We start from the raw sequence: 14,286 nt of genomic DNA, 5'->3' as shown, positions 1-14,286 counted from the left end.
TGTTCGGCTTTGCGTAACGTTTCACAAAGCCAGATTCCGCAAACCCTGCGCTCTACGTATTCTCTTAAAGTGAGGTTTTAGCGGTTTATTAAATTGTCGCGCTGAGTGCTGTTTGATAATTTTGAGCCAATTTTCCGGGCTTTTGTCGGCTTTCTGCAGCATTAGGTGCAGGGCTGATGTGTGCCTTTTTTAACAGCAATAAGTAGTTAACTGGCGGCTGTGCTGCTGGAGAAACGATGAAAAAGAATAAAATTAAAACCCATTTGGTTTCACTAGGTTTACTGGCGGAAAAAAAGCTGACCAAACGCAGAACGCTGCCCGATTACAATCCTGCCGCAGAGCAGGATATCAATTTAGTTGCACGCCAGACCGCGCCCGCTGCCATTCCGCGTCAGATTTGGATGTACTGGGAAAGTGAAACGCTACCGGAAGAAGTGCAGATTTTTGTTGATAAAATCGTGCGCGAAAATCCCGGCTATCTCGTAACCGTCATCAATAACCTGAATATTCAGCACTATCTGCCCGATCTGCACTTCGTGCATCAGGATATGCGCCCTTCACATAAAAGTGACGTAATCCGGCTGGAACTGCTGCATCGTTATGGCGGAATCTGGATGGATGCCACCATCATTCTCAACCGCACGATGGACGAATTGTTGGCGGTGAACGTTGACGATGGTTATGACCTGATCGCCTTTTATCGCGACAGTTCGACGCTGGATAAAGACTATCCGGTGATTGAATCCTGGTTCCTGGCCGCGCCGAGAAATAACGCCTTTATTGCGCGCTGGCTGCATTTTTTCCGCCCGATTGTTGAAGTGGGCGCCGACGAGTTTTTCCGTCGTTTGCTCGCGCTGCCCAATTACGAAACCATTGTGCAGGGCATCACGCCACCGGATTATTTGGTGGTGTATCTCGCGCAGCAGCAGGCGCTGCGTGAGAACAATCAGTACAACTTCTATCTGCGTAAATGCGAAGCCAGCGCGTTGCTGTATCAAAGCCTGGTGGAGTGGCGTCCGGTGAAGCTGAGCCGCATGCTGATGGTCGATCGTCTGCCGGCCGTCTTGCCGCCGCTGACCAAACTGACGGGATTTGATCGTAAATATCTCGACACCAACCTGAAATATGGCGTGGTGAACAAAGACAGCTTGTTGGGTCAGATTCTGTTAAACAGCCAGAAGGGCGCCCGCCCGCAAACACCGGTTCCGGCACTGACGAGCAAGGCATAACGCATCACGGATTGATCAACTGCTGGAGTGCCGCGGCGCTGATTTCATCGTCCGGTACATACACCAGCAGGCGATCGCCGTTGCGTGACGCCGACCACCAGTTATTTTGCCGCAGCGTCATTTCACCCACTTCGTCGCGGTAAAATCGTTTTAAACGATTCTCCACCTGGCCCAATTCATAGCGCTGCCAGGTGTGCGCAAACTCATCTGAACTGTTCAGCAAGCGGGCAAGAAAGCTTTCCCAGTGTGGATCGCCAAGGTGCTCGCCCATCTGCCCGCGAAACATCGCCACCATCTGCGGCATCACTTCATCCCAGTCATTCAGTGCTTTGCGCCAGGTTGGGTGATTGAAGGCCAGCCAGATGCAGTTGCGATCTTCTGGCGCGATTTCGGCTAAATCCACGCCCATCAAGGCACACCACGCGGCGTTGTAACCGATAATATCAAAGCGCGGCGTCTCAATAATCGCCGGTAACTGGATCGCATCGAGCATCTGCTGATTGTGCGCGGCAATTTTGCAGCAGGCGGCTACCACGCGCACCGAGGGCAATGCGTGCCCGGCGAGCGAAAACAGGTGCTGCGTTTCCACATCGTTGCACTGCAACGCGCTAGCGATCGCCGTCAGGGTTTTCGGCGAGGCTTTGATATCGCGTCCCTGTTCCAGCCACGTATACCAGGTCACGCCAACATCCGCTAACTGCGCGACTTCTTCACGGCGTAAACCCGGCGTGCGACGATGGCGCATGCGGGGTAAACCGAGTCGATTGGGATCGAGATTTTCCCGGCGCGTGCGCAGAAAGGTGCCGAGTAATTTACGGTTGTTTTGTTCGGTGGTAACAGGCGCGGATGCCAGGTTCATAAGCAGATCCTTCGACAAGACGGGTAGTGTTTATACCATGATAATCAAGAACTGGTACCCGTTTAACGGTTAGGTGATGCTATGCCGTACTGACAGCAAAAACAAGGTAAAACCGATGCAGACATCGCAACTTCAACGCACAGGATTGATGGTCCTGCTTGCCGGGCAACTGCTGCCCATGATTGATTTTTCTATCGTTAACGTAGCGTTAGACGCGATGGCCCACACGCTGCAGGCCACGGCGATTGAGCTGGCGCTGATCGTCGCGGTCTACGGCATCGCCTTTGCCATCTGCCTGGCGATGGGCGGACGGCTCGGCGATAACTACGGTCGCCGTCGCGTGTTCCTTGCCGGAGTAGGGATCTTCGGTATTGCATCTTTATTATGCGGCATCGCCAACAGCGTTGGCCTGTTGATGTTTGCCCGCGCGCTGCAAGGCGTGGGCGCGGCCTTTATCGTGCCGCAAATCCTCGCCACGCTGCACATCACGCTGAAGGGCAGAGCGCATGCGCGCGCCATCGGTTTGTATGGCGGCATTGGCGGGCTGGCCTTTATCATCGGTCAGGTGTTGGGCGGATTTCTCATCAAAGCGGATATCGGCGGCTACGGCTGGCGCAGCGTTTTCCTGATTAACCTGCCAATTTGCCTGTTTGTGCTGATCACCGCGCGCCGCTTTGTGCCGGAGACGCAGAACACGCAGCGCGTACCGGTGGATATTAGCGGAACCTTGCTGCTGGCGGGCGCGATTGGTTGCCTGATGCTGGCACTGGCGCTCGGTCCGCTGCTGCATTGGTCGTGGCCGTGCATCTTGCTGCTGGTGCTGTTCCCGCTGTTTCTGCATCGTCTGCGCCAGAGTTCGCTGCGTTTGGAAGCGGCCAACGGCGCGCCGCTGTTGCCGCCTTCACTACTGCGTCTGCCGAGCGTGCGTTTTGGCCTGACGCTGGCGGTGCTGTTCTTCTCCTGCTGGAGCGGCTTTATGTTCTCTGTGGCACTGACGCTGCAGGCCGGTTTAGGGCTGACGGCGTTTCAATCCGGGAATGCGTTTATCGCGCTTGGCGTGGCCTATTTTATCGGGGCGATGCAATCCACGCGCATCGTCGAGCGTTTAGGTAAGCGCGGCGCCTTATTGATGGGCTGCGGTATTCAGATGGTTGGATTGGTGGCCCTTATCGCCACGCTGCAACTCGCCTGGCCGCAGGTCGGTATTTTCACCCTAATTCCCGCCACGGTGCTGATTGGCTTTGGTCAGTCGTTTATCGTCAGCACCTTCTACCGCATTGGCATGAGCGGCGTGCCGCATCATCAGGCGGGCGCGGGCAGCGCGGTGCTGTCGACGGTTCAGCAATCGGCGTTAGGTTTAGGCCCGATGCTGCTGGGCGGTGTATTCACGCAGATCTATACGCACGGCAATCATCTGGCGGCAATCACCGGTACGCTCGGCGTTGAGTTGGTGATGATGGCATTGCTGGTGATCTTCACCAGCCTCAATCGCCGTACGTTTCAGCCGGTAACGGCAGAAGGGTAATTCTTATGCGGGGATTTTGGCAGGAGCGATGCAGCTTATTGTAAAACAACCGAAAATCCGCGGGTCGCGATGAATTTACCTTTGGCTCGGCGGTCTTTTTTCCGGAACATATCGCCGCAGTTAACGGGCTGAACCTCGTGTTCAGCCCGTTTTTATGTGGTGCGGAAGCAAGGCGCTTGAATCAGGCACAGGAAAAACGGCAGGCTCACAACAGATGAAGAAGATGTTAACCGGGTTACTTTTAATGGTAACCACCACTGCCTTTGGTGCAGATGATTTCACCCTAAAGGATATTTACTTTGCTGGGCTTCAGCGCGTCGCACCCGGCGCGGCGTTGCTGCATATGCCGCTGCGTGTTGGCGATCGCGTCAATGATGATGATATTCGCCACAGCATCCGCGCGCTGTTCGCCACCGGCAATTTTGACGATGTGCAGGTGCTGCGTGACGGGGATGCGCTGCTGATCAAAGTCAAAGAGCGCCCGGCGATTGCCAGCATCTCATTCTCTGGTAACAAAGCGATTAAAGAGGATCAGCTCAAGCAAAACCTTGATGCCTCGGGCGTGCGCGTGGGTGAAGCGCTGGACCGCACCACGCTATCGGATATGGAAAAAGGGCTGGAAGATTTCTACTTCAGCGCCGGGAAATATACCGCCAGCGTCAAAGCGGTCGTCACGCCGTTGCCGCGCAACCGTGTCGATCTGAAGTTCATTTTCACCGAAGGCGTGTCGGCGAAAATTCAGCAGATCAACATTGTCGGCAACCACGCTTTTTCCGCTGATGAACTGATCTCGCATTTCCAGCTGCGCGACGATGTGCCGTGGTGGAATTTGATCGCCGATCAGAAATACCAGAAACAGAAACTCTCAGGCGATTTAGAGACGCTACGCAGTTATTATCTCGATCGCGGTTACGCACGCTTTAACCTCGATTCCACACAAGTCAGTTTAACGCCGGATAAAAAGCATATTTACGTCACGATAAATATTCATGAAGGCGATGTTTATCATGTTAGCGGCGTAACGCTGAGCGGAAATATGGCCGGCTATTCCGCCGAAATTGAAAAACTGGCGCACATGCCGGCGGGCAGCTTATACAGCGGGGCAAAAATCAGCCAAAACGAAGAGGCGATTAAAAGCCTGCTCGGTCGTTACGGCTATGCGTTCCCGCAGGTGAATACGCAATCGGAAATAGACGACAGCGATAAAACCGTGCAGCTACACGTGAATGTCGATGCCGGGCGGCGCTTCTCAGTGCGACAGGTGCGTTTCTCGGGCAATGACACCTCGAAAGATGCGGTGCTGCGTCGTGAAATGCGTCAGATGGAAGGCGCATGGCTGGCGAGCAATCAGGTGGAGCAGGGCAAGGCGCGCCTTAATCGTACCGGTTATTTCGAAAGCGTAGATGTTGATACGCAGCGCGTGCCGGGCAGCCCGGATCAGGTGGACGTGGTGTACAAAGTGAAGGAGCGCAATACCGGCACCTTCAACGTTGGACTGGGTTACGGCACCGACAGCGGCATCAGTTATCAGCTTGGTGTCAGCCAGGATAACTGGATGGGTACCGGCAATACCGTGAGTTTTAGCGGCACGAAAAACAGCTATCAAACCTATGTCGAAATCGCCGCTACCGATCCCTATTTCACCGTGGATGGCGTGAGTCTTGGCGGCAAACTGTTCTACAACGATTACAGCGCGGAAGATAACGATCTTTCCGAATACACGCTGAAAAGCTTCGGCGCGAGTAGCACGTTAAGCTTCCCAATCGGCGAAAACAGCAGCGTGAACAGCGGGCTGGATTACGTCTATAACCGCGTCAGCAATATGGCACCGCAGTTAGCAATGTGGCGCTATCTGGGTTCGCAGGGCATTCATCCAAAAGTCATCACCAGCGATGACGACGATGACGACGCCACCGTGGCGGACAAATTTACCGCCAACGATTTCTTCTGGAACATAGGCTGGAGCTACAACTCGCTGGATCGCGGCTTCTTCCCTACCTCGGGCGTGAGCGCAGGTTTCAACACCAAAGTGACCATTCCAGGTTCCACCAACAGTTATTACAAAAGCACGTTGACCGCAAACGGCTACGTGCCGCTGAGCAGCGACCATCGCTGGGTGCTAATGGGCCGCAGTAAAGCCGGTTACGCCGACGGTTTAGGCGGCAAAGAAGTGCCGTTCTACGATAACTTCTATGCCGGCGGCTCCAGTTCGGTACGCGGATTCTCCTCCAACACCATCGGGCCAAAAGCCGCCTATTACCGCTGCAGCGGCAGCGAAAGCAGTTACGGTGCTTGCCCGGTGGAGAAATCGGATGATGCGGTGGGCGGTAATGCGATGGCGGTGGTGAGCGCGGAGCTGATTGTCCCTACGCCGTTTATCAGCGAGCGCTATGCCGATGCGCTGCGCACTTCATTGTTTGTTGATGCCGGCACCGTATGGGATACCGGCTGGCAGAATACCGCAGCCACTAAAGCGGCGGGGATTCCCGATTATGGCGATCCCAGCCAGATTCGCGTGTCGAGTGGCGTGGCCTTGCAATGGCAGTCACCGCTGGGTCCGCTGGTGTTTTCGTATGCGTTGCCGATTAAAAAATATGAGGGCGATAAGTCGGAGCAGTTCCAGTTTAATATTGGTAAAACCTGGTAGATGTATTTAATTCGTTAAAGGTTGAGAGGGGTTTTACATTATCTTTAAACGGCGAAGACGGAATAAAATAGCCAGCAGAGTACAATAGCCGTTGTGAAATGCTTAAGGAATGAGTGTTCGCCAATATCGTTGTTATGCATGTGATAAATTGTATTTCGCCACCCAGGTTTGGGTGGCTTTTTTATTTGTTAGGTAAAAACGTGCGTTTCAGTCGGAAAAGGCGGGCGTTGCGTAAAGACGGCGTGAATACATCCCTGTAGCCTCGGCCGCCGCATCCTTGCGGCGGACGCTTTACTCCACTGTCCACCTTTTCCTCCTTGATGGCGATTCATTGCGGTTTTCCAAATCGCACCATCAACAGCGATGTTCATCTCAACGGGTTGGCCTTTTCTGGCCTGAGCACCAACCTAGAGCGACTCAGCCAACCTCAGCCCCGTCTCGGCATCAAACAGATGAATTTTCTCGGGGTTGAAGCCCAGCATAATGCTCTCGCCGCTGACAGCCGCATGACGGCCTGCGATCTGCATATGCAACGGCTGACCGTGCCATTCCAGATGCAACAAGGTGGATTCGCCGGTGATCTCCACCACTCTCACCAACGCTGCGGCGTTGTTGCTGGCTTCTAGCAGATCGTGCGGGCGCACCCCGAGCGTCACGACTGCGCCAGCACGTTCGCGCGCCGCCGCTTGCCAACGCGCGGGCAACGGCTGCCACAGATCCTGGCACTGCACGCCGGGCACGCCATCGCGGGCAATCAGCTGTGCCGGTAACAGGTTCATCGGCGGTGAGCCGATAAAGCGTGCGACAAAGGTATCCGCCGGACGGTCGTAAATCGAAAGCGGCGCGCCTTGCTGCACGATGCGGCCATCCTTCATCACCACAATTTGATCGGCCAGCGTCATCGCCTCAATCTGATCGTGCGTCACATAAACCATGGTGGTTTTGAAACGCTGATGCAGCGATTTGATCTCGGCGCGTAGCTCCATACGCAGCTGCGCATCGAGGTTCGACAGCGGCTCATCGAACAGGAACACTTTGGGATTTCGCACCATCGCGCGGCCCATCGCCACGCGTTGACGCTGTCCGCCTGACAGTGCACGCGGATAGCGTTGCAGCAGCTTATCGATGCCAAGAATCCCGGCGATGCGCGCAATTTTAGTGTGCTGCTCCTCGCGCTTCACCTTCTTCACCTGCATGTGGAACGCCAGATTCTCCGCCACGGTTAAGTGCGGATAGAGCGCATAGCTCTGAAACACCATGGCGATATCGCGATCGGCTGGATCGCGGTCGTTGATTTGTACTTTGTCCATCAGGATCGCGCCATCCGACAAGCTCTCCAACCCGGCCAGCAAGCGCAACAGCGTCGATTTTCCGCAGCCGGATGGGCCAACCAGCACGGTAAAACTGCCGTCAGGAATGGTGAGATCGAGCGGATGCAGCACCGACTGTTTTGCGTAGCGTTTGGCCACTTTTACGAGTTCAACACTGGCCATAATTTAAAACTCCTGGGAAAGTTGCAGTTGATGCCAGTCGGGGTAACGACGCGGCAAGGTGCTGATAGCCAGTGACGCCACCGAAATCCCCCATTGCAAAGCCGTGGTGAGATCTTGCTGATGCAGCAGGGCGGTGAGAAATCCGGCGTTGAAACTGTCGCCCGCGCCGATGGTATCCACCACCGTGACCGGACGTGCAGGCTGACTTACTGAGTTATCTGCCTGCCAGCAGCGGGCGCCCTGCGGGCCGCATTTCACCACGCAGCCGCCGCGTCCGCTTAGCTGTTGCGCCAGCATTTGCGCGCTGGTGGGCAAGTCGTCTGACGCCGCTAATCCCAGCGTTTCCACTTCATTGAGCAGCAGCCAGTCGCACAGCGGCAGCCAATGCGTGACCTGCTGACGCACTTCGTTTGTCCAGCCCTGCGGCGGCCAGCCGGTATCGACGGCGGTGACAAAGCCTCGCTGCTGTAGCTCGGCGAGCAGCGCCGGATAATCGTCATACAGATGCAGACACAAAAAGGTGCCGCACAGCAGCACGATATCGCCGTCAGACGCGGTAGCCGGCAGCTGATCCAGCACATCCTGCGCGGTGAGTTGCACGATATGGCCGAGATTACTCAGGAAAGAGCGTTCGTGATCCGAATGCGTCACGCCAACGGTAAGCGAGGTTTCGCAGCTGTAGCGCGTCCAGTGCGCAGCGCTGTGCGGAAAATGACTCGCCAGCCAGGGGCTCAGGCCATCATTGCCCTGATTGGCGACCGCGCGATGGCGCACCTGCATCGCTTCCAGCGCCAGCGCGCAGTTGCCCGCCGAGCCGCCAGGACGCAGTTCGCTGTGATTCAGCATCACTTCAGTACCGCGCTGCGGCCAGTTATCCAGCGTGCCCATGATCAAATCGACATTAATGTTACCCACCACATACAGCGTGGCGGTGAGTTTCTGCTCCATCATCCTTTGCTCCCGCCACTGGCAAGGCCGCTAACCAGCGTCTTCTGCAGCCAGATGGCAATAAACAGCGGTGGCACCGACGCCAGAATGCCAACGGCAGCGATCAAGCCATCATCGGTGGCGCGTCCGGCGGTAAATCCGGCAATGGTGACCGGTAAGGTTTGTGCGGCGATATTGCTGGTAAACAGCAGCGCATAGAAAAATTCGTCCCACGCCAGCAGCCAGCCAAACAGTGCGGCGGCCCCCAACACCGGCTTCGCCAGCGGCAGCGTAATGCGTAACAGCACTTGCCAGACGCGCAGGCCGTCGAGCCGCGCCGCCTGCTCAATATCCTGCGGCAGCGTATCGAACTGGTTTTTCAGCATCCAGGTGAGGAACGGCAGAATCAGCGAGCAGTAAACGATGATCAATCCGGGCCGCGTGTTGAGCAGATCGAACTGCTGCAACAGGAAGTAGAGCGGCAACACGAATGCCACCGGCGGCACCATATAGATGGCAAGCGAGGCAAACAGCCAGCCGTCGCGCCCGCGGTAGCGCGAGAAGCTGAACGCTGCAGGAATGGCCAGCAGTAAGCAGATGATTGTCGCGCCGGTGGCCACTAAAAGGCTGTTGCCGAGTGCATGCAGAAACAGTACGCCAGGCTGGCCCGGCTCCAGCGACAGCAGCTTGCCGTAGCGGGTGAAATCCCACTGGCGCGGCAGCCACTCCAGCGGTACGCGGGTGAGATCGCTGGCGGCGCTGACGCTCATCAAAAACAGCCAGCCCATCGGCGCTAACACTGAGAACGCCACCAGCAGCGCGGCGGCGTATTTACCGACATGGCGCAATTTAACCTTCATAAGCGCTTCCTTTGCGGCGCTGGCGCCACAGTAACAACATGTAAAGCGTGATCAGCACCGCGCACAGTAAGGTCATCAACATCGCGTAGGCCGCGCCACTGCCGGCACGCAGGTAGCTAAACGACTCCTGATACACGTAGAAACTCAGGGTTTTGGTGCTATCGACCGGACCGCCGCGCGTCATTACGTAGATAATGTCGAAAATTTTGAAGGCGTCGATGGTGCGCAGTACCAGCGCCACGCTGAGCGGGCCAACAATCGCCGGGAAGGTGATAGCACGAAAACGCCGCCACGCCGATGCGCCATCCAATCGTGCGGCTTCAAACAGATCGTCGGGGATCGATTGCAGCGCCGCCAGCACCAGTAAGGTCACCAGCGGATAGTTTTTCCAGATATCGGCGAACATCACCGCGTTGAGCGCCGAATCCGGCGAACCCAGCCAGCTGCGATAGCCATCAATGACCCCTAACTGCGTCAGCAGGGCGTTGATGCTGCCGTAATCCGGGTTGAAATTCAGACGCCACATCATGGCGTTAACGATGGTCGGCAGCGCCCACGGCAAAATCACCAGCACGCGCAGCACGTTGCGACCGGCGAATTTCTGGTTCAGCAACAGCGCCACCAGCACGCCGATCACGCCTTCAATCGCCACCGACACCACGGTGAAATAGAGCGTGCGCCACAGCGAACTGCGGAAATCCGCATCGGTGATGGCGAACAGATAATTTTCAAAGCCAATCCAGCCCGGCGCTTCACCGCTGCCGATCAGGGCGGCATCGGTGAAACTCAGCCAGATGGTGCGTAACAGCGGCCATGCGGTGAGCAACAGCATCACCAACAACATGGGTGCCAGCAGCACCCATGCCTGCCGTTGTTCGCGTTGACGCAAACTCAGCATTGTTGCCCCTTAGCGCAGACGCGCCGCACTCTTATCCACCGCTTGCAGCGCGGCATCTGGCGTTGCGCTGCCCACCAGCACCTGCTGCAACTGCTGCTGCAGCGTGTTGGAGAGACGCGAATAGTCAGCCGTTTCCGGACGCGACAGCATCACGTTAAGCGATTTATCCGCCGCCGCGATGAGGCTTTCCTGGTTTTTCAGCACCGCCGGATCCTGATACGAGCTTTTCCAGATCGGCAGACTCAGCGTGGCGTATTGGTTCTGTACCGGCTGTGAAGTCATGTAGCGGATGTATTGCCATGCCTGATCCGCATGCGTGCTGCCTTTAGTGATGCCAAGGCCCATCGAACCGTTTACCGCACCGAATTTGCCCGGCGCATCGCCTGGCGCGGGAACGATGCCCACCTGGCCGGCGACCTTACTTTGTTTAGGATCGTTGGCCATGTTGTACATGTAGGTCCAGTTGAGCGCGAAAGCCGCATCGCCATTGGAGAAGGCTTTACGCACATCCTCTTCCAGATATTCGCGTGACGCCGGATTGCTCAAGCCTTCATCCAGCGAGCTTTTCATCAGCTTCACCGCTTGCAACGAGGCCGGGGAGGAGAAATCGAGTTTGTCGTTGTTATAGAACTTGCCACCGAAACCTGATACCAGCGTGGTGTAATCGCACACCAGCGCTTCCGCCTGCGACCAGCTCCACACCAGCGGATATTTCACGATGTTTTTCTGCTTGATGATGCGCGCGTCATCCATCACCTGCTGCCAGGTTTGCGGCGGCGTGGTGATACCGGCTTTTTCCAGCATCGCTTTGTTGTAATAGAGATATTTGGTATCGAGGATCCACGGCATGCCGAGGGTTTTGCCTTTGAACTCAACGGTGTTCATTGCGCCGGGGAAAATCTGCCCTTTTTCATCAGCGCTGATGCGGCTGCTGACGTCCTGCAACAGATCGAACTTAGTGAATTCTGCCGGCCAGATGGCATCGAACAGCACCACATCGTAGCCGTTACCGCCCGCGCCACGCGCCGCAACAATTTTGTCATGCAGCGCTTCGTACGGCACAAACTCAAGATTAACCTGCACCTCTGGGTGCGTTTTCTGAAACGCCTGCGTCATGGCGCGGATATCATTTTCGCTATACGCCGCCTGCGTCATAAACAATGCATTCAACGTGGTTGCCGCTACCGCGCTGCCTACGCTGGCTAACAGAACTGCTGCAAAACAACCTTTTATGACTGGGTTGAATCGGATTTTCATGGTGTTTTCCGCCTTGATGCAAAAAGAGGGTGTTTTATTAAATCAATTTGATGGATTTAATAACGCGCACAGGTTGTCAGGTTGCTGCGGCTGACATTGGTTAGCTAAAGCAATTGACGTGCCAGGGCATAAATCTCGTTTGCCGCTGGACACTACTTTGCACAGATTTTCGCCGCTGTCAGGTAAACAGATTGTAAAATGTGTGGCCGATCATAGATATTCATGTGGTTTTAAAAAGGAGGACAGTTGTGAAAAGTGCCGATCAGCTTTTTGCCGAATGCATTGTTTAGGTGCAGTTGCGTTGGGGCTTGCTGCATGAAAGCGCATCTCTTAACGGCGAAATGCCGTTATCAGTAGCTGGTTAGGATGAGATTTTCGGCTGATAATACAGCCAAAAGCGGACGTCAAAATGATGACGGCTTAGGTAGTTCTGTCACATCAAACATAACACCGCATCTTGAACCTAAGCACCCTGTGCTGCTGGCGTTCCCTGGTGAAAAACCAGAGTTCACTGTCCTTCCTCCAAACTTAAAGCAACCTGAGCTTTTCCAGTAGCATTCTGCTTATCCTCAAATGTTCCTACCGTATGCTCTCTTTCAACATAAAAGTGCTTCACTGAATCGCTGCAGCCCCTTTGCGCGATCGGAAATTAGAGACCGCTTTGAGCGAAAAGAGGATATTCGCAATTTATCGATAAAGGATGCAGGCTTGTAAAACGTTCGCGCATTTATGGTGTAGAAATAAAGCATTCTTTTTATATAGTTGGCTGATGGACTTTCAAAAATCAGTAGGTAATCACATGATCTTAAGTGTCAATCACGTTGGTTTTTCAGTTAAAAATATTGAAGACTCATTATTATTCTGGACTCAGATTCTTGGCGGTAAATTATTACGTGAAGGAAAAATGTCTGGGCCTATAATCGATGAGGTTACAGGTGCAAGGGGAGCTGATGTACGGATGGCTTTGCTTGAACTGGCTGATATCCGAATTGAATTACTCCAATACAATAACATTGAGCAGCCAGAAGAACCTTCAGCGCCCTATATCCCAGGCTACGCTCACCTTGCTTTTATGGTTGAGGATCTTGATAGGCTCTTAGGCAAAGTATCGGACTACGGTTGGAAGACGCCGGGTAAACCTCAAACAGTGTCGTCAGGACCCATGCAGGGTACCAGAGTAATATATTTACAAAGTCCTGATGGTCAGACGCTTGAATTAATGGAACGCAGCCAATGAGACCCACATATTATTAGCTGTTATCCTTTAATTAAAACCGTGATGTTTGCAAAGCCCGCTTAGTGAAAAGAGCGGACGACGCGAGCCCAATGTCTGGTTTTAGCGAAATGCGTACATTAACGCTGCCCTTATAAATAATAAGGGCAGCGTTAAATCACAGCGAATTAATTAACGTGTATAGATCAGTTGTGTAACGGTAATGTGCCAAGCACGATAGCGCCTGACAGCATGCACAATACTGTTCCCACCGCCCATTTAAGGCTTGCGCGCTGATTCAGCCCGTAATCCAGATTAAGAATGCCGACAAGAAGGTAAGTTGACGCAACAAGCGGGCTGAGCAGATGAACAGGTTGTCCAATCAATGAAGCAACGGCCATCTGCATAGGCGAGATTCCGTAGCTTGTCGCTGTCTGCGCAAGAATGGGTAAAACGCCAAAATAGAACGCATCGTTTGTCATGAAGAAGGTGAACGGCATGCTGATCAGCGCCGTGAGGATGCCGAGCCAGGGGCCGGCTGAGGCTGGCAGTGAATTTACAAGACTGTTAGACATGGCATCTACCATACCTGTTCCGGACAGGATGCCGGTAAAAATACCTGCTGCAAAAATGAGAGAAACAATGGCAAGCACGTTCTCTGCATGTTTGGCAAGGAGCTCCTTCTGATGCTTCAGGTTAGGGAAATTCACTAGCATCGCCACTGCAAAGGCGATCATAAACAGTGTTGCCATAGGAAGCATGCCCAGAATTAACATAACCAGTAGGGCAATGGTCAGCGCTGAATTAAAGAGATAACGATAATTAGTTACAGATGTAACCTGCCCGGTCTCTTCACTCAGATCGATTTTAATTACCCCAAGCCGGCGACGTTCGCGCAGTCCAAAAATAATGGCAACCAGCACTACCCAGGCAAGGCCACAGATCATAATGGGCAGAAGCAGCATAAAGAGCTCTCCAACGTCTACCTTCATGGCGCTGGCAGCGCGCGCTGTTGGTCCTCCCCACGGGAGCATGTTCATTACGCCGATTGAAAGCAGCAGTACGGTGGCCATGTACTGAAGCTTTATTCCCAGCCGACGATACAGTGGAAGAAGTGCTGCCGTACAGATGAGATAGGTGGTGGCACCGTCGCCGTCGAGCGCCACGCTGATACCAAGGATAGCAGTGCCGATCATCACTTTAAGCGGATCGCCTTTTACAATACGAACAATGAGACGGATAAAAGGATCAAAAAGCCCGGCCTCCCGATAGGTTCAGGATCATGGATGTAGTCACCATCAGCTACACTAAGGGCATCAAAATAGGTATCTCTGTTCTGGAACTGTGTGAATCTTCCGCACATAGGTTGTTCCTCCTT

Annotated in this window: 11 protein-coding genes; 4 read left to right on the top strand and 7 right to left on the bottom strand. The window is 54.3% G+C overall.

Features of this window, described 5'->3' with window-relative positions:
- The first annotated feature begins 236 nt into the window (after positions 1-236).
- A complete protein-coding gene (locus MWH02_RS10570; RefSeq protein ID WP_271460577.1) occupies positions 237-1,229 on the top strand; it encodes a glycosyltransferase family 32 protein in 993 nt (330 codons plus the stop codon).
- 4 nt (positions 1,230-1,233) lie between these two features.
- Here the strand turns inward: MWH02_RS10570 and MWH02_RS10565 are convergent, their stop codons facing one another.
- Entirely contained in the window at positions 1,234-2,088 is an 855-nt protein-coding gene (locus MWH02_RS10565) for a helix-turn-helix transcriptional regulator (RefSeq protein ID WP_271460576.1), read from the bottom strand.
- Positions 2,089-2,203: 115 nt separating this feature from the next.
- Between MWH02_RS10565 and MWH02_RS10560 the strand changes: the two genes are divergently transcribed.
- A complete protein-coding gene (locus MWH02_RS10560; protein WP_110867003.1) occupies positions 2,204-3,613 on the top strand; it encodes an MFS transporter in 1,410 nt (469 codons plus the stop codon).
- A gap of 214 nt (positions 3,614-3,827) precedes the next feature.
- Entirely contained in the window at positions 3,828-6,260 is a 2,433-nt protein-coding gene (gene bamA, locus MWH02_RS10555; RefSeq protein WP_271460575.1) for an outer membrane protein assembly factor BamA, read from the top strand.
- Between the two features lie 407 nt (positions 6,261-6,667).
- Here the strand turns inward: bamA and MWH02_RS10550 are convergent, their stop codons facing one another.
- The 5 genes from MWH02_RS10550 to MWH02_RS10530 are packed head-to-tail and all read right to left on the bottom strand — an operon-like array spanning position 6,668 to position 11,695.
- Positions 6,668-7,753 (bottom strand): ABC transporter ATP-binding protein, encoded by a 1,086-nt coding sequence (locus MWH02_RS10550; RefSeq protein ID WP_271460574.1) that lies wholly within the window; start codon positions 7,751-7,753, stop codon positions 6,668-6,670.
- Between the two features lie 3 nt (positions 7,754-7,756).
- Positions 7,757-8,701: a carbohydrate kinase family protein gene (locus MWH02_RS10545; RefSeq protein ID WP_271460631.1), complete on the bottom strand. Its 945-nt coding sequence runs from the start codon at positions 8,699-8,701 to the stop codon at positions 7,757-7,759.
- Positions 8,701-9,540, bottom strand: a complete 840-nt coding sequence (locus MWH02_RS10540) for a carbohydrate ABC transporter permease (protein ID WP_064739810.1) — start codon at positions 9,538-9,540, stop codon at positions 8,701-8,703. The genes MWH02_RS10545 and MWH02_RS10540 overlap by 1 nt, the downstream gene beginning before the upstream one ends.
- The gene (locus tag MWH02_RS10535) at positions 9,530-10,438 is read right to left on the bottom strand and encodes a carbohydrate ABC transporter permease (RefSeq protein ID WP_271460573.1); all 909 of its coding nucleotides are present in this window, start codon (positions 10,436-10,438) and stop codon (positions 9,530-9,532) included. The genes MWH02_RS10540 and MWH02_RS10535 overlap by 11 nt, the downstream gene beginning before the upstream one ends.
- Positions 10,439-10,447: 9 nt before the next feature.
- Positions 10,448-11,695: an extracellular solute-binding protein gene (locus tag MWH02_RS10530; RefSeq protein WP_222234213.1), complete on the bottom strand. Its 1,248-nt coding sequence runs from the start codon at positions 11,693-11,695 to the stop codon at positions 10,448-10,450.
- Positions 11,696-12,494: 799 nt separating this feature from the next.
- On the opposite strand from MWH02_RS10530, the gene MWH02_RS10525 reads away from it, so the two are divergent.
- Positions 12,495-12,932 (top strand): VOC family protein, encoded by a 438-nt coding sequence (locus MWH02_RS10525; protein ID WP_271460572.1) that lies wholly within the window; start codon positions 12,495-12,497, stop codon positions 12,930-12,932.
- 182 nt (positions 12,933-13,114) lie between these two features.
- Here MWH02_RS10525 and MWH02_RS10520 read toward each other — a convergent pair whose 3' ends face one another.
- Positions 13,115-14,131, bottom strand: a complete 1,017-nt coding sequence (locus MWH02_RS10520; RefSeq protein WP_271460630.1) for a CitMHS family transporter — start codon at positions 14,129-14,131, stop codon at positions 13,115-13,117.
- Positions 14,132-14,286: the final 155 nt, after the last annotated feature.

Source organism: Pantoea leporis (genome assembly GCF_028048155.1).
Taxonomy (GTDB): Bacteria; Pseudomonadota; Gammaproteobacteria; order Enterobacterales; family Enterobacteriaceae; genus Pantoea; species Pantoea leporis.
Note: the sequence above shows the minus strand (reverse complement) of the source record. Positions and strands in the feature narration are given on the sequence as shown.